Source organism: Haloterrigena salifodinae, from assembly GCF_003977755.1.
In the GTDB taxonomy this organism is placed as follows: domain Archaea; phylum Halobacteriota; class Halobacteria; order Halobacteriales; family Natrialbaceae; genus Haloterrigena; species Haloterrigena salifodinae.
The window spans coordinates 75,447-94,332 of the sequence record NZ_RQWN01000007.1 but is presented as its reverse complement, the minus strand read 5'-3'; the positions used below and the strand labels follow the sequence as shown (position 1 = coordinate 94,332).

Genomic DNA, 18,886 nt, shown 5'->3' with positions numbered 1-18,886 from the left:
GACGGTCGATCGCGGCCGCGACCCCCTCAGTTCAGGTCCCACTCCTCGTCGTCGACCCTGACTCGTGTCAGTTCGTCGCGATCGCCAAGCAGGCGGAACTCGAAGCCACCGTCGTCGCGCTCGTACTGCAGGTCGAGCGTCGTCACGTCGGCCGTGACCTCCTCCGTGTAGGACGGCTCTTCGTCCCGTGAGGCCGGCGGCTCGAGGTTGTGGTCCGCGTAGACGACTCGAGTCGACTCCTCGATCACGTCGTCAGCGCCGTAGACGTCGGCGTCGATTCCGTTGGTCTCGACCTCCCGCACCTCGAGCCGGTAGGTTTCCATGGTCATACGTCCCGTTCACTCGGTCCCGTGTTGGCGGTTCGGCTTACATGCGCTGGCGCTCGGGTCGGTACCGGTGAACGATGGACGGGCGCTGCGAGCGGTCAAACCGCGTCGTACGGCCCGAGCCGCGTCCCGTCTAACAGATAGGCCTCGCCGTCGGCCAGCCCCGCGGGCAGGAACGGTGAGAGAAACGACTGGTTCGCCAGGTTCACCCACGTGCCGCCGACGAGGTCGTTGAACGCCGGCACGACCACGATCCGTGGCGGCCGGGGCGGCGTCTCGCCGTCCCGCTCGAGCCACGAGACGTGCTCGTACTCGGAACGCTCGCGGAACGGCGCCGGATCGAGACGGCCGCGGAGCCACGCCCGTTCGACGCGGCTGCCGCCGACCTCGTCCTCGAGGCGGACGCAGGGGTGTTCGTGGCCCAGACAGACGACGTCGCACTCGAGCACCTCGGGGGCAGGCCACGTGTGGCCGTGGCAGACGCCGACGGCACCACCACCGAGCGCGACGCCGGCGCCGGGCGTAACCGTCACGGCTTCGGGATCGAACTCGAGGGCGGCGACCTCGCGCTCGCTTTCGGGGGTGAGCCAGTCCTCGATTCCGCCGTCGTGGTTGCCCTTCACGACCGTCACCGAGAGCGAGGTCGGGAACGCCTCGAAGAGCACCTCGAGTTCGCCGCGCTCGGCGCCGCCCGGGTCGCCGATCGAGTGCATCAGATCGCCGAGCACGACGAGGCGGTCGGGGTTGGTGCGCTCGATCAAACGCAGCAGTCGCTCCCGTCGGTCGGGGGCGCGACTCGGGACGTCGACGCCGCGTTCGTAGCGCAGTCCGGCCTCGTAGCCGGCGTGATAGTCGGCGACGAGCAGGACGCGCTCGGTCCCGACGGTCGCGGTCGCGGCCGGTTCGCCGGGGACGGGCTCGACGCGGGGTGGTGCCGAACCGCGAGGCGCGTCGGACATCAGTCGTCGATCAGATCGCCTTCAGCGTCTCGTCGTCGGGCTCGTAACACTGGCCGCCCATCAGGGCATCCTGGATCGCGTCCTCGACCTCGCCCTCGGCGGCGCCGGTCTCGTCGGCGACTCGCTCGACGAGTTCGGTCCGGTCGGCGCCATCGCCGTCGTCGAGGTCCTCCATCGTTTCGACGACGTAGTCCTCAAGGTCGACGTCCGCCGCAGACTCCTCCTCGGAGTCGTCGGTCGCGCCCTCGTCGGGCTCCGTCGCGGCGGATTCAGCGGTCGCGTCGTCTTCGTCGGGTTCCGCTTCCGCGTCGGCCTCGAGTCCCGACGACGGCGGCGCGCCGAGGTCGTCGGCCGACTCGGTTTCGGCTTCGTCGGACGCGTCGAGTTCGTCGCTCGTCGTGGCGTCAGCAGCCGCCTCACTTTCGGTCTCGAACTCGTCGACGGGTTCGTCGTCGGGTTCGGGCACGTCGATGTCGGCCTCGCCGGGTTCCTTGACCTCCGCGCCGGTCGTGAACTCGGCGCCGAACTCCTCTTCGAGCTGTTCGCGCTCCTCTTCGTCCATCTCGTACATCCCGCCGTCACCGACGTCGTCGGCGTCGAAGTCGCCAAGATCCTCGTCGGTCTCGGCACCAGTCTCGAGGTCGGCACCCGTCTCAGTGTCGCTCTCGAGGTTGACGTCAGCCTCGGTGGCTTCGTCCGTCGTCTCGGACTCGTCGAGGTCCGTCTCGTCGAGTCCGGTGTCTGCTTTGGCCGGCTCAGAGTCGGTGGCGCTCGGATCGTCGGTGGCGGCGACGTCGGCCGTCGCGTCGGCCTCGGCGTCGGTCACGCCCGTTCCGGTGGGCGTCGCCTCGGTCGTCTCGGCGGCCGGGTCGGCGCTTTCGGGGGTCGATTCCGTCGGCGGCTCCGTCTCGGATTCCGACTCGACGGCGTCCGCCTCTTCGGATTCGACCTCGACGTCGGTCGTCGAAGCCTCGCGGTCGGTGCTCGTCGCCGTCCCCGCGGCGGAACCGGTACCGGCCGTCGCCGCGGCCGGCTCCGGTTCGGGCTCAGGCTCGGAGTCGGAGTCGGACCCAGTTTCGACCGCCGGTGCCGTCTCGAGACCCTCGAGATCGAGGTCGACGAGGTCGGCCAGCGACGCGAACGAGGCGTCGGCGTCGGGACTCGAGTCCTCGGGCGAAAGCGAAAACGCCTCGACCTGGTCGCGCTCGCCCGCGACGACCTCGACGGCCTCGAGGGCGCAGTCGCGCAGGGCCGCGAGGTAGTCCGGCGTCGTCCCGTAGTGGTCCTGTGCGAGCGGGATTCCCGCCGCGAGGCCTTTGTCGACGCCGGCCTCGAGGAGCGCGTCGGTCAGCGCCTCGCCGCTGGTGCCGCTTTCCACGGCCGCGGCATAGGTGCCGACGCGCTCGACGGTCTGCTCAGCCGCGCTGACGACCCAGCGATCGCGGGTGTCGGCGTCGACCGTCGCAATGCTCTCCGGGCGGAGCGAGGTGTAGACCTGATCCGAGTCGTCGGGCTGGAAGGTGCGGGCCTTCCCGGTCACCGCGACGAATTCGGGCGGCTCGAGTTGCTCGAGCGTCGCGAGTTCGTCGGGCTGGTACTGGCCGGCATAGACGACGAAGGCGCCGGTCGGATCGACGACGCGGGCCCGGACCATCTCGTCGTTGACCGCGGTGATCTCGGTGAGGGTCCCGACGGTGAAGACGCGGTTGAGCCGTGCGCCGGTCGGCGAGATGACGTAGTTTGGTGCCCGTTCCTCGTCGCTTTCGGCGTAGGAGAACGACGCGTCGTCGTACTCCGCGGCGAACAGTCGGTAGGCGACTTCGCGTCCCGGAATCTCCTCGTCGTCCTCGCCGTTGCCGTTCGCGCTCATGCTCTCACCTCCTCGAGGAAGGCGGCGGCACGCGCCTCAGGATCGTCGGCGCTCTCCTCGAAGCTCTCGGCGTCTACGTTCGCGCCGTACTCGTCGACCGAGAGGTGGCCGCGAACGCGGTACTCCTTCCCGACGATATGCTCGCGGATCGTGTCGGCGACGACCTCCTGGTCCATCGCCTCGCGGGCCTGTTCTAAGGCATCCTCGAGCGTACCGCCGTAGACGTCCTCGGTAAGTTCGTCGTCCAGGACGACGGTGACGGCGCCGGTGCCGTCGTCGAGGATCGCCTTCACCCGGAGGTCGTCGATCCCGTCGACGTCGCCGTGGGTGCGACACTGGCCCTTCTGAATGACGCGGTAACACTCGGGGCAGCGCTGGATCAGTCCGGATCCGTCGCGAACCGCGATGGCGTTGCCGACGAGTTCGACGTCGTAGATGCCGCCGGTTCGGACGGCCTCGCCGACGTCCATCGTCGTCGAATCAGCCCCAACCTCGATCTCGCGGTCGAGGGCGGTGACCGTCGAGAACTCCGAGACGTTCACTTCCGGAACGCCCCGGAACTCCTGTACGTAGGCGTTCTCGATCCGGACGGCACCGCCGTCCTCGATTTCGGGGGCGGGATCCCAGTTCGTGAAGGGCAGGCGGCCGCTCTCGTCGCCGAAGACGCCGCTCAAGATTTCGGTCTCGCCGTCGCGGCCGTCGATCGTCCGTCGTTCGCACTCGACGACGGCCACCTCGATGTTCACCGCGCGGTCGCCGGTCTGGAGATCGGCTAACTGGGCGTCGCCGCCGATCTCGTCGGCGTAGGCCGCGGGAATGTCGAGCGAGTCGTCCTCGAAGGACAGCGAGGTGCTCTCGCCCAAGTTGAGCTCGGGTTCGCCGTCCCACTCGCGGACGCCCGCGTTGCCCGCGGTGATCGTGTCGCCGGCCGAGAGCCCGAAGTCCTCCCAGGCGGTGTAATCGATCGCGCCGGTCTCGTCGGCCAGTCGGCCTTCGACGATAACGTGGTCCGAGCCCTGGTAGCGGATCGAGCGCTTGCCGGACGTCAGGACCACACCAGTCACGGTGACGTTGCCGTCCTCGGGCGTAATCTCGGCGATGTCCTTGCTCGAGGGGACGCCGCCGCCGCTCGAGCCGCCGCCGTACTTCCGTCGTAGGCTCTGTTTGGCCTCGTCGACGGGAACGCTGTACTCCACCAAGTTCTGCAGGTCGGATTTGACCTCCTCTTTGTCGACACCGAGGTCGGAGGCGAGATCCTCGGCATGATCGTCGAGTTCCATCACTTGCCCTTCGTGCGGGGGCTTCAAAAGCGTTCCCGCAACAGGGTGAAAGTAAAAAGTTCGAATGGATTTTGGCAGGCGGTCACAGTTGCTCAACCGGACCGCGAGTACGGCCGAGTAAGCAGTGGAGGTGGGTGTGCAGTGGAGTCGATAGACTCCCGGACAGCAGTCACTCCGAAGTCGGTCCGTCCGGCAGTATTAGTCCACGTAGCCAAGCGCCGAGAGGCGGTCTTCGACAGCGCTCTCGTCGGATTCGGCCGATTCGTCGGCTGCAGCAGGCTCCTCGATCGTCTCCGCGGGAGCGGCGCCCGATCGCACGATCCGTTTTCGCTCCGAATAGGGCGGAACGAACCACGGGACGGTGTTCAGTTCCGGCATACGGATGTTCGTCGGGTGGAAGTAAACCGGGACCGGGAACGGCGTCGCCCACTCGCCGAGCGCGTTTCCGTGATCGGCCGTGATCACCGTCTTCCCCGGGAGATCCTCGGCGAGCGGAACGGCCTCCTCGAGCACCCGAATCAGGTTATCGCGATAGGCTTCCCAGAAGACGCCCTCTTCGATCGCGCCGTTTTGCAACTCCTCCCAGACGAATCCGGGCGCGTCGTCCATCGAACCTTCGAGCATCATATCCCGAAGTCCGTTCGTGATTTCGCTGTCGACATCGAGTTGCGTTTCGCCGATGAACGGGACGTGAGGCTGCATGAAGTGGACGATCAGCCGCTTGTTCGGATAAGCGTCGTGAGCGGCCCGAGCGTGTTCGGAAAGAACCCCCGGGAGGACGGTCCCGTCTTCGTCGTCCCAGTCGTCGATCCAGGCGCGGTCCGTATCGTAAAACACGTCGTCAAGAACGCGTTTCTCGTGAGGGTTTGCGGTAACGTAGACGGTGTCGTTGTAGGACCGCCCCTCGAAGTTCTCGGAGAGGAACTCCGGCGACGAACTACCTCGGGACTGAAACCGGGAGAGTTCTCCGTCTAACGAATGCTTGGCATAGATCTGCGTGAACAGGTCGTATCGACAGCCGTCGAGGATAATCAGGTTATCCCAGTCCGCATCCATGACGTACTCGCCGTCGTTTCCCCGGATCCGCTTCTGGATCGGACCGAGAACAGAGGACAGCAGGAGTTGACGTCGCATAAAGGGGGTGGTAAGTGTCCCCTTCGCCATATTCAGTTTTTCCTGTAGGGCCATGAATGACTATTCATTCATAATGACCATAATATTATCGGATGATAACTCGGGAAATAATAAACGCGATGGCGATTGTTACCACGATGTCCAACGTGAATCGAGGTTCAAGTTCACCGCGCCCGCGATCGGTTCGCCGCTCGTCGCGGCCAAATCGTCCGGTCGTGGCCGTCACCGACGGCGGCGAAACACCGGATCTTCTTGGGGATCCCCTCCGAAGAGACGGTATACACGTCGTCGTCAACGCCGCCGCGAGCGCGGACGATAAACTCTCCTCGGCGCCGCGAGCAGATCGCGATCAGCGGCGAAGCGGACTTCGAGCGCGTCGACCTCCTGGGGGCATCCGCAGCGCTCGAGTCGGCAGACTCGTCGTCATCCGAATCCTGACGCGAGCCCTGTACGCCGCCGGCCTGTTCGGCGAAACCGTCGCCACGTTCGCCTTCGCCCTGCTGATCGGTTACCTCGTCTACCGGATCCTGCCCGATTCGAGCGACGATCCCCGTCGTCCCGAGTGATCGAGCGCCGATAGTCGAGCGAACGACGTCGAATTTCATCGATCGTGAACGTTTTCCCAGAGTACCTGCGATAGTGAGACACTCGTGAGCACGCTCGGAGAAGTCGTGATGATCGCAGCGTTGGCCGGCGCAGCGACCGGGCTCGGCGCACTGCCGGTGTACGTGACCGAGCGGATCAGCCACCGCTTCTACGACGCCGCGCTCGGCCTCGCGGCCGGGATCATGTTCGGCGCGGCCGTCTTCGCGCTGGTCGTCCCCGGCCTCGAGTTCGGCTCGCTGTGGGAGGTCGTCGCCGGCGTTCTTCTCGGCAGCGTCTTCCTGTTGGCCGCGAACCGGCTCATCCCACACATTCACCTGCTCATCACGGGCGAGACGGACGGGACCTATCCGCCGATTTCGGGATCGGAGGTGGAACTCGAGGCCGCGCCGCCATCGTCGTCGCCGTCCGGCGAAGGGACCGACGCCGACGCGCGCGGCGAGGACGTCGTTCCCGCGCCGGACGACGACCTCCGGCAGGCGATTCTCGTTGGCAGCGCGATCACCATCCACAACGTCCCGGAGGGGCTGGCGATCGGCATCGCCTTCGCCGGCGGCCTCGAGAGCGTCGGGATCGCACTGGCGGTCGCGATCGCCGTCCAGAACGTTCCTGACGGCTTCGCGATGGCGATCCCGGCGAGTCAAACCGGCCTCTCGAAGCCGAAGACGATCCTCTACACGACGCTCTCCGGCGCGGTCCCCGAACCGATCGCGGCCGCGATCGGCTTCGCCCTCGTCGCGGTCGTCACCGGGCTCTTCCCGGTGGCGGCCGGCTTCGCCGCCGGAACGATGCTCGCGGTCATTTTCCGGGAGATGATCCCCGCGAGCCACGGCCACGGCTACGCCGACGAGGCCACGCTGACGTTCGTCGTCGGCTTCGTCGTGATGGTCGTCGTCGACGTCGGACTCGCCGTCTGAGCGCGGCAGGTACCGGCCGGCAACGGATCGCGAGTTCGAAGGGCCGATAGCGAAATCAGTCGCCATTAAGGTTCTTGCCACCGATTTATGCGATTTGACCACCCATGGTAAGAGGTATCATGACAAGAGGGAGCCAGACGTCTCGGCGGACGGTGCTTCGACTCGGCGGTGGCGCGGCCATCGCGGCCGCGCTCGCCGGGTGCGGCGGTGGTGGGGGACCGGACGGTAACGGAAACGGGAACGAGACCGGGAACGAGACTGGCAACGAGACTGCTAACGAAACCGGCAACGAAACCAGCAACGAGACTGCTAACGAAACCGGCAACGAAACCGGCAATGAGACTGCTAACGAGACGGAAGGAGGCAGTGGCGGTGGCAGCGCGATCGAACCCGGCACAGAGATCATGCTCGGCGGCGAGACTCAGGGCTGGCAGGGCCAAGAACCCCAACAGATCGCCGACCAAACGAACCCGACGCTGGTCCTGCAAGAGGGCGAATCCTACGATATCACGTGGGAGAACCTGGACGGCGCCGGCCACAACATCCAGATTCTCGACGACAACGACGAGGTCGTCGACGACTACGAGACCGAAATCATGACGGAGCAAGGGGAGACCCAGACCCTCTCGATCGATGAGGTCACCGGCGAGATGTCCCAGTACATCTGCGAGCCCCATCAGGCGACGATGAACGGCGACATCGAAGTCCAGTAACCGATCGCCGGCGACGGTCGCGAGCAGCGGCGAGAATCGTGACCGATAGCATCGACGGTCGAGCCGAGCGGTTACGGCGGTCAGTTCACGGTGTTTCTTTACGGACGGCCACGGAGGAGACCCATGCACGTCGTCGTCAACGCCGCCGCGAGCGCAGACGGTAAACTCTCCTCGCGGCGTCGCGAGCAGATCGCGATCAGCGGCGAAGCAGACTTCGAGCGCGTCGACCGACTCCGAGCCAACAGCGACGCCGTCGTCGTCGGCGTCGGAACCGTCCTCGCCGACGATCCGCACCTGACAGTGAAGGACGAATCGCTGTGCAACGAGCGCCTCGAGCGGGGCGAACCGAAACAGCCGGCTCGCGTCGTCGTCGATTCGAAGGGGCGCACCCCGACCGACGCCGCGGTGCTGGACGACGCGGCGGCGACCTACGTCTGTCTCAGCGAGGCCGCCCCAGTCGATACGCGGCTGGAGCTGGCCGACCGCGCGGAGCTCGTGACCGCCGGCGACGAGCGCGTCGACCTCCTGCGGGCGTTCGCGGCGCTCGAGTCGGCGGGCCTCAAGCAGATCATGGTCGAGGGCGGCGGCGAACTCATCTTCTCGCTGTTCGAGGCCGGGTTGGTCGACGAGTTACGGACGTTCGTCGGCCCGAAAGTCATCGGCGGCCGCGACGCCCCGACGCTGGCCGACGGCGAGGGGTTCGTCGAGGCGTTTCCGCAGTTGCGCCTTGAGCGCCTCGAGCGACTGGACGAGGGAGCATTGCTGTGCTGGACGGTGGAGCACTGAGAGACACCGCTTGGTAGGGGAGGGCGAGTAAATGCTACAAATGGACGCTCCTATTCGAACTCGGGCTCTCGATCCTCCACGAACGCCGCCATCCCCTCGCGCTGATCCGGCGTCCCGAACAGGCTGGCGAACGCCCGCTTCTCGTACTCAAGGCCGCTGGTCTGCGACCCCTCGTGGCGCTGGTTGAGTGCCTGTTTCGCGGCGCGCATCGCGACGGCTGGCTTCGCGGCAATCCGCGAGGCCAACTCGTCGACGGTCTCCTCGAGAGCGTCGTCGGCCACCACTTCGCCGAACAGGCCTGCCTCCGCCGCGGATTCAGCGTCCAGTCGCTCGCCGAGGAAGATCATGCGGCGGGCAGTCTCGTCGCCGACGAGTTCCGGCAGGCGCTGGGTCGCGCCCCAGCCCGGGATGATTCCGAGGTCGATCTCCGTGTTGCCGATGACAGCCGACTCGCCGGCGACGCGGAGGTCGCAGGCGATGGCCATCTCGCAGCCGCCGCCGAACGCGTAGCCGTTGACCGCGGCGATCGTCGGTGCGGGGAACGCCGCGAGCGTGTCGGCGACGTCGTGCCCGAGGGCGCCCCACTCCTGGGCTTCAGCGGTCGAGAGATCCTGCATGTAGCCGATGTCCGCGCCGGCGATGAACGCGTCGTCGCCGGCGCCGGTCAGGACGAGGGCGCGGGCGTCCTCGTCGGCCGCCTCAGAGATGGCCTCGCCCATCGCCTCGAGAGTCTCGACGTTCAAGGCGTTGAGCGCCTCGGGTCGATCGACCGTTATCGTTGCCACGTCTCCGTCCCACTCGAGTTCGACGGTCTCCCAGGACATACGCCGGGGTTCAATGGCCGCCGTGAAATCCCTTGGCACCGCGGTAGTCTTGGTCCATGAGCGCGGACGAAAGCGACCGTCGAGTCTGGACCCGTCACATCTTTCCTCGAGCGCGCCCTACTCGAGTCCATGGAACGAGCCACGTTCGGCGGCGGATGTTTCTGGTGTGTCGAAGCGGCGTTCAAGGAACTCGAGGGGGTCCAGTCGGTCACCTCCGGCTACGCCGGCGGCCATACCGAAGACCCGACGTACAAGGCGGTCTGTTCCGGAAAGACGGGCCACGCGGAAGTGGTTCAGATCGAGTACGATCCCGACGCGATCGCCTACGCGGACCTGCTCGAGGTCTTCTTCACGATCCACGACCCGACCACGAAGGACCGCGAGGGTCCGGACGTCGGCAGCCAGTACCGGTCGGCGATCTACGCCCACGACGACGACCAGCTCGAGACCGCCGCGGCGTTCGCCGCGGAACTCGAGAACGAGGGCCTCTACGACAGGATCGTCACCGAGATCGAGCCGTTCGAGACGTTCTACGAGGCCGAGGAGCACCACCAGGACTACTTCGAGAAGAACCCCAACGACGCCTACTGTTCGATGCACGCGGCCCCGAAAGTCGAGAAAGTTCGGGAGAAGTTCGTCGAAGAGACTCCCGCCGACGCCTGACGTTTCGGCACCGCTTTCATTGCATTCGTTCCGGTTCGTATTCAGTCCTGATCCATTTCATGCCCGTTACCGAGACACCGGTTACTGGGTTTTGCGTGCTGTCGCGGCGGCTCCGAGACAGATCGCGACGAGCGCACCGTACGCGCCGAATCCGGGCGTCCCACTGGCGGAACCAGACTGATCAGACTCGGAACCGGGGTCGGTCACGGTCACCGTGATCGGTTCAATCGACTGTTTCCGGTCGTTCGACGAGTTGTCGTAGTAGTAGATCGACTCCGCGCCGATCGAGTAGTCGCCGGGTTCGTTGAACCGCATTCGGACCCGGAGCGACTGCTGTTCGCCACCGGAGACGGTAACAAAATTCGTCGAACTCCGGCTCTCGACGCTCCCGCCTTCGACGCCGGCGATCGAGACACCGGTCGAGGGTAGATCTAGCTGGAGGCGGGCATCGACCGATCGGTCCGGGACATTGTTCGTAATACTGAACGTGACGATCGACGTCTCGCCCGCTTCGATCGTTCCGAGATTCGACGTGAGCTCGACCGACGCGTCGGGGTCGACCGAGACCACGCGTGATGTTTGATTTGCAACACCGTCTTGGCTAGTCGCGGTTACCGTTACCGTATGATCGCCGGCGTCGTCGAACGTGTGTGTGACGGACGCACCCGTGTAGTCCATGTTCCCGTCGCCGTCGACGTCCCACTCATACTCATCAGTATCGTCATTGGAACGCGCCTCGAGTCTGACGGACGATCCCGCGATGGGATCCTCTGGATCGACCGTGATAGCTGCCGACGGCTTCGGAAGAACAGTAACCACGCTCGACCGTTCGACCCGGTGTCCCGAATCGTCGGCGACGATCAGCGTTACCTCGTGGCGGCCGAGTTCCGAGAACGACCGATTGATCGACTCGCCGCGTTCGGTTTCGCCGTCGTCGAACTGCCAGATGTACTCCGAAATAGTTCCGTCCGGATCGGTCGATCGGCTCGCATCGAAGGTGATAGGACGATTCCGACCGACAACATTGGACGACGTATCCAGCGAAGGCACTGGTGGCATACTGACCGCTATCGTTGTGCTGTTCGTCGTGCTCGTGCCCCCGTTGTCAGTCACTTTCAGACGGACTGTGTAACTCCCATCGGAATTATAGGTGACGGTCGTCGTTTGGCCGTCGTTGGCGTCGTAACCGTCGCCGTAGTCACCGTCACCGTCGGTATCCCACTCATAGGATATGATTGTGCCATCGGGATCACTGGAATTGCTAGCATCGAGCGTAATTTCGTCGGTAGGTGTCGGCTTCGCTGGTGAGACAGTGAATCTAGCCGAGGGGGCAGGATTCTCGACGGTGACTTGCTGGGTCTGAGTGGCTGTTTTGCCACCATTATCTGTTACTCTGAGTCCGACCGTATAGGTGCCTCCAGTATCGAATTCGATAGTCGTTGTTTGACCGTCATTGACGTCGTAACCGTCGCCGTAGTCGCCGTCACCGTCGGTATCCCATTCATAGGACATGATCGTGCCATCGGGATCACTCGAGTTACTGGCGTCGAGGGTGATCGTGTCGTCGGGATTCGGCGTCTCAGGTGAATACTCGAACGAGGCCGAGGGGGCAGGGTTCTCGACGGTGACTTGCTGGGTCTGAGTAGCTGTTTTGCCACCATTATCTGTTACTCTGAGTCCGACCGTATAGGTGCCTCCAGTATCGAACTCGATAGTCGTTGTTTGACCGTCGCTGGCGTCGTAACCGTCGCCGTAGTCGCCGTCACCGTCGGTATCCCATTCATAGGACATGATCGTGCCATCGGGATCACTCGAGTTACTGGCGTCGAGGGTGATCGTGTCGTCGGGGTTCGGCGGTGACGGAGAGTAGGTAAATGATGCCTCGGGTGCTGGATTTTCGACGGTAATCTGTTTTCTGATCGTATCCGTATTTCCTTGATCATCGATGACTCTGAGTCCGACCGTGTAGGTGCCCCCAGTGTCGAACTCGATAGTCGTTGTTTGACCGTCGCTGGCGTCGTAACCGTCGCCGTAGTCGCCATCACCGTCGGTATCCCACTCGTAGGATGTAATCGAACCATTGTCGCTCGAGTTACTGGCGTCGAGGGTGATCGTGTCGTCAGGATTCGGCGTTTCGGGCGTATAGTCGAACGACGCGGTCGGCGACGAAGAGGTAATCGATTTGATATCGGCGTTTGATGCTCCCAGCGTCGCGCTTCCGCTGATCCCCGCGACGACCGGTATGAATAACAGAATATAAGCGATGAAAATAAACGTAGTCCGTATCATGGCAGCCGATATTCGTGATGATCCGTGCTAAAGAGCGTAGTCATTGTGTTCTCGAACGATCTGATGACATGTTGATAAATAATCATGAGTGGACCGTTATCGGTCGAATGAACGAGCGATCAGTACCGCCGCTGTTGACAACAGAACGCCAAGAATCGCCGGCGTCGTGAACCCGCCGGAGAGTGCGTTCGCGTCGTCGCTCTCGGCGTTAGACTCGTCGTTCGGCGTCGTCGGCTCTTCAACATCGAAGGTAAAGCTCAGGCCGTCAATCTCCCGCGAACGGTCCTCGTGGCCCTCGGGCCAGTACTGGATGTCCGCGGTGACGGTTCGTTCGCCGGTCTCGTCGCTGTACACTTCGGCAGCGATATCCTTGATATTCGCTCCGGGTGAAACGGTAAAGCGACTGGTGACCATTCCGGCCCCGCTGGAGGTGAAATCAGACCCTCCGGAAATCGTCACGCCGCTGGGAACGCTCATCGTGATGTGGACAACGACGGGGCAGTTCGCAGTCGGACTGACCTGAAATCCGCCCGAGATTCGTCCCGGACTACCCGTCTCAACGGTCGTATCGCTGGCGTGTAACCGCGCCTGTTCCATCTCCGGTTCGTTTGCACCGGGTTCGCAGACCGCGTCCGCTGGTTCAGACGACTCGTTGGCGGTCGTTTCGTTCCCTTGAACGGCGAGAGCGGGGGCAGTTGCCGAGACGAGAACCATTCCGACGATTGCCACAACGAGAAGTAACCGATAATTTATATCATTTAATTTGAATTTCTCCTGGTCCATTATGTTTTGTTAGAGGGACACTCAATTCTTAAACATTCCTATGTGAGAGATCCAACACTTCATATATGGCGTCTTTATAGATTACTTATCGTGAATGTAGATCTAATAGATGGCAAGAAAAGTTTGTACTCAGATAGGTCAAAATAACACACATTATGCAGAAGAGATGGAAGGCAGGGCAACTAGTTAGTTCGAAAGACACTTCCGTCACCGACGATCGTGATCAATCTTCACCGGGAGACCTACTCCTGAAAACGTCGTTGCGACCATCCCAGCCACGACCTCGAGTCCGATTTTGTGTCCGTGACGTGGCTCTCACACTCACTAACGACTGGGTTCTCCTGTCAGATCGGCTGAAACAGAATCGTCCCGAGAGCAGCCGCCCGGAGTCCAATTTGGAAAACAGCCACTGAAGAAGTCTTCTCGGACCCTGAATTCAATGTACCCCATTATATTCGAGTTTTCCAGATATTCGTGCCCTAATACCCACTATATCACAATTATTTCTCGGTCAAAAGGCTTTATTATTGTATGTATCATAACTTCTGTCAGAGTGGCGATAACATATACCGAGACGAACGATAACCGCGACGTATCCATCGTGGTCCTGTGACACTGTACCTCTGTGGATCCCACGACACGCCGGTACCCGACCCTGACACCATGCTACAATCCTCGGCTGTCACCATTTCTTCGGACGGGCGCTGTTCGCCAGTAGCTGCCGTACAACGGCTGTAGTCGCCGTATGGTGGTGTCTCCCTCGAGACCCGCCGCCACCACAGCGCGGCTGACTCGGTCTGTATTCACTCGAAGGGTCCAGATTGAATACCCTTCTCGGCGTCCGTTCCGACGGATCATGTCAATCGGAAAACTCGGCCCCGAAAACGTCGTCACGACCAGCCCCGACAGCGACCTCGAGGAGGCCACGCAGACGCTCGAGAACGAAAACGTCGGCGCGATCGTCGTCACCAAGGACGACGAACCGATCGGAATGCTCACCGACCGCGACGCCGCGCTCGCGATCCACGACCACGACGACGTCGGCTCGCTCTCGGTCGAGGAGATCATGACGGAGGATCCGACGACGATTCACGCGGACGACGATCCGCTCGCGATTTCGGAAGCGATCAAAGAGCACAACGTGCGCCGGTTCCCGATCGTCGATGACGACGGCGAACTGGCCGGGATCGCGACGCTGGACGACCTGATCGCGACAATTGGCGAGGAACTCGACAACGTCGCCGACACGATCGAAGCCCAGTCACCCGACTACAGTCCGTAGCGACCGTCGATTTTTCAGCCTCCGGACGTCTCGCGTCGCTCGTCCGCCGTCCGATTGTGAAAGGTACCTCCCGCTCGAGCACGTGGTCCGACTATGAACAGTCGATCGACCCATCCGGACGTCCTCGTCATCGGCGGCGGCGCGACCGGCACGGGACTCGCCAGGGACCTCGCGCTGCGGGGCGTAGACGTGACGCTGGCCGAACGCGACGGACTCTCGGCGGGCGCCTCCGGACGCTCGCACGGCCTGTTGCACAGCGGCGCCCGCTACGCTGAGAGCGATCCCGAGGGCGCCCGCGAGTGCCTCGAGGAGAACCGCATCCTCCGCGATATCGGCGGCGCGTGCGTCCGCGAGACCCGCGGGCTGTTCGTCCAGTTGGCCGAGGACGACCCGGACTACTTCGAGGCAAAGCGCGCGGCCTGCGAGGACGTCGGAATTCCGGTCGACGTGATCGACGGTGAGACGGCTCGAGACGCGGTTCCGGGACTCAGCGACGAGGTCGAACGCGCGATGTGGGTTCCCGACGGGGTCGTCGTCCCGTCGCGGTTGGTCGCGGCCAACGCGGCGGCCGCTCGGGACTGCGGCGCCGACATCCTGCCGCACGCGCCCGTCACCGAGATAACCGTCGACGACGGCCGCATCGCGTCGGTCTCGCTTGGCGGCGACGCCGGGAGGACCCTCGAGCCGACGTACGTCGTGAACGCGACGGGCGCCCACGCCGGCCGAATCGCGGCGATGGCCGGCGTCACCGTCCCGATGCGCCCGGCGCGGGGCGTCATGGTCTCGGTCGAGTACGACGGCCTCGAGCCCGTCCTCAACCGCTGTCGCGACCCGGCCGACGGCGACATCGTCGTCCCCCACGAGGACGAGGCCGTGCTGGGAACGACGAGCGTTCCGGTCGACGATCCGGACGACTACGAGCGGGCCGACTGGGAAATCGAGCGAACGATCGAGGAGTGCGCGACGATCCTCCCGGCCGTTACCGAGGCGGAACGGGTTCGAACGTGGTGGGGCGTGCGGCCGCTGTACGAACCCGAGGAGGCCGCTCGGGGCGGACGCGGAATTTCGCGGGGCTTTCACCTGCTCGATCACGCCGCCGACGGGAACGAGCGGACGTCCTCATCGGCGCTGGGTTCCGACGGCGTCGAGAACTTCGCCAGCATCGTCGGCGGGAAACTGACGACCTACCGCCGGATGGCCGAGGCGACCGCGGATCTCGTCTGCGATCGACTGGGCGTCGACGCCGAGTCGGCCACCGCGACGACCGAACTCCCGGGCGCGTCGGATCCGTCGACACTCGACGAGTACGTCCGCGAGTTCGACGGGCAGGGGCCGACTGACGCGGATCTCGTCGGTGCCGGTCGCTGACACGTCGGTATCGGCCGCGACCTATAGAATCGCGTCAGCGACCGCCGACGAGCCCGCGCGTGACCGTCCGCAACGACTGGGTCACTTCTGCTGGATGCGGGAGTCCGAGCCGGTAGCGAACCCGATCCTCCCGTTTGAGCGGGTCGAAGACGACGGGTTCCTCGAGATCCCAGATTCGCGCCGGCGACGCGCGGACGCCGCGGCGCTCGAGGACGGCGTTGGCCGCGCGGCGACCGGCCTCGTTGGCCGATTCCATGGAGGCCAGATCGGCGTTCGTTCGGATGTAGTCGCCGGCCAGCGCGAGGTTCGAAACGCCGACGTCGGCGGGCGGCCGATTCCGCAGCGAGCCGACAGTATTGATCAACAGCGGCGAGCGGTTCTCGACACCGGTGGCGACGGCGTCGCCGTCTTCCCGTTGCGTCTCCGACGCACCGCCGGTCTCGACGATCGCCGGGTCGAGGAACCAGTCGACGAGCATGTCGTCTCGCAGCCGCTCGTCGGGTCCGTTCAGGTGGGTTTTCAGCTGTTCCCAGACTTCCGCGGCGATCTCCTCGCGGCTGCACCGTCTGGCTGGCTTCTCGTACAGGATTCCCGGCGTCTCCCAGTCGGAGGCAATCACCGAGAGGACGCCCGCGACCTCGTCGTCGCGGTCCTCGAGGTCGTAGTCCGATCCCGACCAGAACTGGCGCTGGGAGATCGACGTCAGCGCCCACGGAGCGTCGGCGTAGACCTGGTGGCCCCGCGACAGCGCGACGTCTTCGGTCAGGTAGAACTGGATCCCGTTCATCCAGGCGGTGTCGAGGCGCTCGATCCGGCCGAGTGCGGGCGCGGTTCGGGTCAGTTCGGGAGTGAGCAGCCGGGGCGCGACGTCGACGGGGACGGCGAGGACGTAGTCGTCGGCCTCGATCCGCTCGGGAGACGGCCCGTCGGCGTCGCGCTCGGAGCCGACGAGGGCGCCGGTGACGCGGCGACCATTGAACTCGAGTCGCCGAATCGGCATGTTCGGCCAAAATTCGACGCCGAGGGACTCGAGGTGGCACACCCACGGATCGATCCAGGCCGCGCTGGTCGGCGCGTTCAGGATCCGTTCCGTGGGGCGGGTCGGATCGAGTTGGCCGAACAGCAACTGCAGGTAGATTGCGCCGATCGTCCTGGCGCTGCCGACCTGCGGGCGCAACGCGACCAGCGACTGCGTCGCGAAGGCGAGGCGGTCGCGAAGCGCCTGCGAGCGGTTCTCAGCGTCGATGAACTCCCACCACGAGATGTCGTCGAACTCCTCGATTCGACGCCGCTCGCAGGCGGACAGGAAGTACAGGAGCCGCTCGAGCAGGAACCGAACGTCGTCGGCGGGCAGGTCCTCGGCGAACGCCGGGCGCAGCGCCTCGAGCCAGCCCCTCACGGTGTCCGGCGTTCGGGTATCGGCGATCCGCCCCGGGCCGGTCTCGCTCGCGACGAGGGTCGCTTCGGTCTCGACGAGGTTGTCCGCGACGGTGCCGTCGCCGTCCGGGATGCGATCCATCGTGTCGATGACGTGGCGGTAGAACGCCGGAAAGAACCGGAAGCCGTGTTCGCCGTGTAACGGCGCCGGTCCGTCGTCGATCGGAATCGATCGCGCCTTGCCCCCGAAGCGATCGGTGGCCTCGAAGACCGTCACCTCGAGCCCCCGCTCGGCGAGTTCCTGGGCCGCGGTGAGACCGCCGATTCCGCCGCCGAGTACGGCAACGTCTGGCATCGGTCGAGACTGGGGTCGCCAGCGGAGTAAACGGCGTCCCTAACGACGGTGGGTCGACGACAGGCGCGGGTCTCGCGTCGTTTGTCGAGCCGTCGACGGCCCGTCAGACAGGATCGGATCGAGACTGGAGACCGGCGCGCTTACGCTCAAAACTCCTCGTGCACGTTCGACCAGATGCCGAGCGACTGGTCGTTCGAGCAGTCGATATCGACGCGGAACTCGTGGTTGTCGTCGAGGCCGATACCGATGTGATCGAACGTCGCTACGTACCGCGACGCGTGGTGGCGACCCCGTCGAACGCCGACGGTCTCGCTGGCGAGTCCGGCGTCGGTCAGCCGATCGAGTTTTCGATAGGTCGTCGAGAGGGGGAGATCGACCGCTTCGGCGATCTCGGGAACGGTCTTGGGCGCCTCGAGAATCGCGATGATCTCCCGGCAGTCAGCATCGTCCAGCGCGGCAACGACGCCCGCGAGATCGGCGGCGTCCTCGGACGATGAGAACTCGAGTGGCATGGACTGCGACCACGTTAGAAGCGAAGCCTAAAGACACGTTTGGTCCCGAAAGCACCGGATGTGTCGGCCGCGAGCCGCGACGGGTGGGTCAACTACATGTAGGATCGGCCCGACGGGCCGCGTATGAGCGACGAGACGCCCGACTCGACGGTCGAGAACACACCGGGACAGGGACGGACGCCCGAACCGGAACGGATCGAACCCGCGGCGCCCGAGGAGTTCGGCCTCGTACAGGTCTGGTGGGGCGACGGGAAGGGGAAGACGACGGCCACGCTCGGCATGGGAATGCGCGCCGCGGGTCACGGCTACCGCGTGCACATGCTCCAGTTCATGAAGGGCGGCGCCTCGAGCGTCGACGCCGTCCGCGGCGAGTACAACGCCATCGCAGCGCTGCCGGGGATCAGCTACGAGAACCTCGGCCACTACGGCTGGCACGGGATGGAAGACGGCAGCGACGAGGAAGATCACGCGGCCCAGGCCCAGGCGGGCCTCGAGCGCGCCCACGAGTTGCTCGAGGCGGCCGGGGAGACCGACCTCGGCGCGCCGATCAGTCTCGACGCGGAGCCGGAAGCGGGAATGCACATGCTGATTCTCGACGAGGTGCTCTACGCCGCGGATCGCGGCCTGCTCTCGGAGGACGACGTCCACGGCCTCATCGACGCGAAACCCGACGGCCTCGAGTTGGTGCTCTCTGGGAGCCACGCGGAGCCGACGTACCTCGAGGACCGCGCCGATCTTATCACGAACGTTCGAAAAGTGAAACACCCGATCGACGACGGCCAGCGGGCGCGGCGCGGAACTGAGTTCTGAGCGGCAACAGCGGCCGCTCGAGCGAAACCGTCGGT

17 protein-coding genes and 1 pseudogene are annotated in these 18,886 nt (G+C 64.6%); 8 read left to right on the top strand and 10 right to left on the bottom strand.

Annotated elements, in window-relative coordinates; all coding sequences use genetic code 11:
- Positions 1 to 26: 26 nt before the first annotated feature.
- From EH209_RS22580 to EH209_RS22560, 5 genes are all read right to left on the bottom strand, one after another.
- Positions 27 to 329 (bottom strand): hypothetical protein, encoded by a 303-nt coding sequence (locus EH209_RS22580; RefSeq protein ID WP_126665059.1) that lies wholly within the window; start codon positions 327 to 329, stop codon positions 27 to 29.
- Between the two features lie 95 nt (positions 330 to 424).
- The gene (locus EH209_RS22575; RefSeq protein ID WP_126665058.1) at positions 425 to 1,285 is read right to left on the bottom strand and encodes a metallophosphoesterase; all 861 of its coding nucleotides are present in this window, start codon (positions 1,283 to 1,285) and stop codon (positions 425 to 427) included.
- Between the two features lie 10 nt (positions 1,286 to 1,295).
- Positions 1,296 to 3,155, bottom strand: coding sequence for a hypothetical protein (locus EH209_RS22570; RefSeq protein WP_126665057.1), 1,860 nt, complete (start codon positions 3,153 to 3,155; stop codon positions 1,296 to 1,298).
- Positions 3,152 to 4,435: a Single-stranded DNA binding protein gene (locus EH209_RS22565; RefSeq protein ID WP_126665056.1), complete on the bottom strand. Its 1,284-nt coding sequence runs from the start codon at positions 4,433 to 4,435 to the stop codon at positions 3,152 to 3,154. The genes EH209_RS22570 and EH209_RS22565 overlap by 4 nt, the downstream gene beginning before the upstream one ends.
- Positions 4,436 to 4,633: 198 nt before the next feature.
- The gene (locus EH209_RS22560) at positions 4,634 to 5,569 is read right to left on the bottom strand and encodes a hypothetical protein (RefSeq protein WP_126665138.1); all 936 of its coding nucleotides are present in this window, start codon (positions 5,567 to 5,569) and stop codon (positions 4,634 to 4,636) included.
- A 278-nt stretch (positions 5,570 to 5,847) separates the two neighbouring features.
- Here EH209_RS22560 and EH209_RS24865 point away from each other — a divergent pair.
- The 4 genes and pseudogenes from EH209_RS24865 to EH209_RS22540 all read left to right on the top strand — a co-directional run.
- Positions 5,848 to 5,968 (top strand): annotated as a pseudogene (locus tag EH209_RS24865) (2,5-diamino-6-(ribosylamino)-4(3H)-pyrimidinone 5'-phosphate reductase); the annotation flags it as partial.
- Positions 5,969 to 6,219: 251 nt separating this feature from the next.
- On the top strand, positions 6,220 to 7,089 hold the full coding sequence (locus EH209_RS22550; protein ID WP_126665055.1) for a ZIP family metal transporter: 870 nt from the start codon (positions 6,220 to 6,222) through the stop codon (positions 7,087 to 7,089).
- A gap of 119 nt (positions 7,090 to 7,208) precedes the next feature.
- Complete coding sequence (locus EH209_RS22545) at positions 7,209 to 7,802, top strand: cupredoxin domain-containing protein (protein WP_126665054.1); 594 nt, start codon at positions 7,209 to 7,211, stop codon at positions 7,800 to 7,802.
- Positions 7,803 to 7,925: 123 nt separating this feature from the next.
- Positions 7,926 to 8,588 (top strand): 2,5-diamino-6-(ribosylamino)-4(3H)-pyrimidinone 5'-phosphate reductase, encoded by a 663-nt coding sequence (locus EH209_RS22540; RefSeq protein WP_126665053.1) that lies wholly within the window; start codon positions 7,926 to 7,928, stop codon positions 8,586 to 8,588.
- Positions 8,589 to 8,638: 50 nt separating this feature from the next.
- Here the strand turns inward: EH209_RS22540 and EH209_RS22535 are convergent, their stop codons facing one another.
- Positions 8,639 to 9,412 (bottom strand): enoyl-CoA hydratase/isomerase family protein, encoded by a 774-nt coding sequence (locus EH209_RS22535; RefSeq protein ID WP_126665052.1) that lies wholly within the window; start codon positions 9,410 to 9,412, stop codon positions 8,639 to 8,641.
- A 129-nt stretch (positions 9,413 to 9,541) separates the two neighbouring features.
- Between EH209_RS22535 and msrA the strand changes: the two genes are divergently transcribed.
- The gene (gene msrA / locus EH209_RS22530; RefSeq protein ID WP_126665051.1) at positions 9,542 to 10,075 is read left to right on the top strand and encodes a peptide-methionine (S)-S-oxide reductase MsrA; all 534 of its coding nucleotides are present in this window, start codon (positions 9,542 to 9,544) and stop codon (positions 10,073 to 10,075) included.
- Positions 10,076 to 10,156: 81 nt separating this feature from the next.
- On the opposite strand, the gene EH209_RS22525 is transcribed toward msrA, so the two are convergent.
- On the bottom strand, positions 10,157 to 12,364 hold the full coding sequence (locus EH209_RS22525) for a PKD domain-containing protein (RefSeq protein ID WP_126665050.1): 2,208 nt from the start codon (positions 12,362 to 12,364) through the stop codon (positions 10,157 to 10,159).
- Between the two features lie 96 nt (positions 12,365 to 12,460).
- Positions 12,461 to 12,841 carry a hypothetical protein gene (locus tag EH209_RS24450; protein WP_211338416.1) on the bottom strand — a complete coding sequence of 127 codons (381 nt, stop codon included), beginning with the start codon at positions 12,839 to 12,841 and terminating at the stop codon, positions 12,461 to 12,463.
- Positions 12,842 to 14,003: 1,162 nt separating this feature from the next.
- Here EH209_RS24450 and EH209_RS22515 point away from each other — a divergent pair.
- Together EH209_RS22515 and EH209_RS22510 are read left to right on the top strand one after the other, a co-directional pair.
- Positions 14,004 to 14,429, top strand: a complete 426-nt coding sequence (locus tag EH209_RS22515; protein WP_126665048.1) for a CBS domain-containing protein — start codon at positions 14,004 to 14,006, stop codon at positions 14,427 to 14,429.
- A 93-nt stretch (positions 14,430 to 14,522) separates the two neighbouring features.
- Positions 14,523 to 15,797, top strand: a complete 1,275-nt coding sequence (locus EH209_RS22510) for an FAD-dependent oxidoreductase (protein ID WP_126665047.1) — start codon at positions 14,523 to 14,525, stop codon at positions 15,795 to 15,797.
- A 34-nt stretch (positions 15,798 to 15,831) separates the two neighbouring features.
- On the opposite strand, the gene EH209_RS22505 is transcribed toward EH209_RS22510, so the two are convergent.
- Positions 15,832 to 17,529, bottom strand: coding sequence for a hydroxysqualene dehydroxylase (locus tag EH209_RS22505; protein WP_126665046.1), 1,698 nt, complete (start codon positions 17,527 to 17,529; stop codon positions 15,832 to 15,834).
- A 146-nt stretch (positions 17,530 to 17,675) separates the two neighbouring features.
- Positions 17,676 to 18,041: a helix-turn-helix domain-containing protein gene (locus tag EH209_RS22500; RefSeq protein WP_126665045.1), complete on the bottom strand. Its 366-nt coding sequence runs from the start codon at positions 18,039 to 18,041 to the stop codon at positions 17,676 to 17,678.
- A gap of 123 nt (positions 18,042 to 18,164) precedes the next feature.
- Between EH209_RS22500 and EH209_RS22495 the strand changes: the two genes are divergently transcribed.
- The gene (locus tag EH209_RS22495) at positions 18,165 to 18,851 is read left to right on the top strand and encodes a cob(I)yrinic acid a,c-diamide adenosyltransferase (RefSeq protein WP_126665044.1); all 687 of its coding nucleotides are present in this window, start codon (positions 18,165 to 18,167) and stop codon (positions 18,849 to 18,851) included.
- Positions 18,852 to 18,886: the final 35 nt, after the last annotated feature.

Bases quoted from the DNA above. Each gene is read 5' to 3' on its own strand.
- EH209_RS22580 (WP_126665059.1), bottom strand. From the start codon at position 329: ATGACCATGGAAACCTACCGGCTCGAGGTGCGGGAGGTCGAGACCAAC.
- EH209_RS22575 (WP_126665058.1), bottom strand. From the start codon at position 1,285: ATGTCCGACGCGCCTCGCGGTTCGGCACCACCCCGCGTCGAGCCCGTC.
- EH209_RS22570 (WP_126665057.1), bottom strand. From the start codon at position 3,155: ATGAGCGCGAACGGCAACGGCGAGGACGACGAGGAGATTCCGGGACGC.
- EH209_RS22565 (WP_126665056.1), bottom strand. From the start codon at position 4,435: ATGGAACTCGACGATCATGCCGAGGATCTCGCCTCCGACCTCGGTGTC.
- EH209_RS22560 (WP_126665138.1), bottom strand. From the start codon at position 5,569: ATGCGACGTCAACTCCTGCTGTCCTCTGTTCTCGGTCCGATCCAGAAG.
- EH209_RS22545 (WP_126665054.1), top strand. From the start codon at position 7,209: ATGACAAGAGGGAGCCAGACGTCTCGGCGGACGGTGCTTCGACTCGGC.
- EH209_RS22540 (WP_126665053.1), top strand. From the start codon at position 7,926: ATGCACGTCGTCGTCAACGCCGCCGCGAGCGCAGACGGTAAACTCTCC.
- EH209_RS22535 (WP_126665052.1), bottom strand. From the start codon at position 9,412: ATGTCCTGGGAGACCGTCGAACTCGAGTGGGACGGAGACGTGGCAACG.
- msrA (WP_126665051.1), top strand. From the start codon at position 9,542: ATGGAACGAGCCACGTTCGGCGGCGGATGTTTCTGGTGTGTCGAAGCG.
- EH209_RS22525 (WP_126665050.1), bottom strand. From the start codon at position 12,364: ATGATACGGACTACGTTTATTTTCATCGCTTATATTCTGTTATTCATA.
- EH209_RS24450 (WP_211338416.1), bottom strand. From the start codon at position 12,841: ATGAGCGTTCCCAGCGGCGTGACGATTTCCGGAGGGTCTGATTTCACC.
- EH209_RS22515 (WP_126665048.1), top strand. From the start codon at position 14,004: ATGTCAATCGGAAAACTCGGCCCCGAAAACGTCGTCACGACCAGCCCC.
- EH209_RS22510 (WP_126665047.1), top strand. From the start codon at position 14,523: ATGAACAGTCGATCGACCCATCCGGACGTCCTCGTCATCGGCGGCGGC.
- EH209_RS22505 (WP_126665046.1), bottom strand. From the start codon at position 17,529: ATGCCAGACGTTGCCGTACTCGGCGGCGGAATCGGCGGTCTCACCGCG.
- EH209_RS22500 (WP_126665045.1), bottom strand. From the start codon at position 18,041: ATGCCACTCGAGTTCTCATCGTCCGAGGACGCCGCCGATCTCGCGGGC.
- EH209_RS22495 (WP_126665044.1), top strand. From the start codon at position 18,165: ATGAGCGACGAGACGCCCGACTCGACGGTCGAGAACACACCGGGACAG.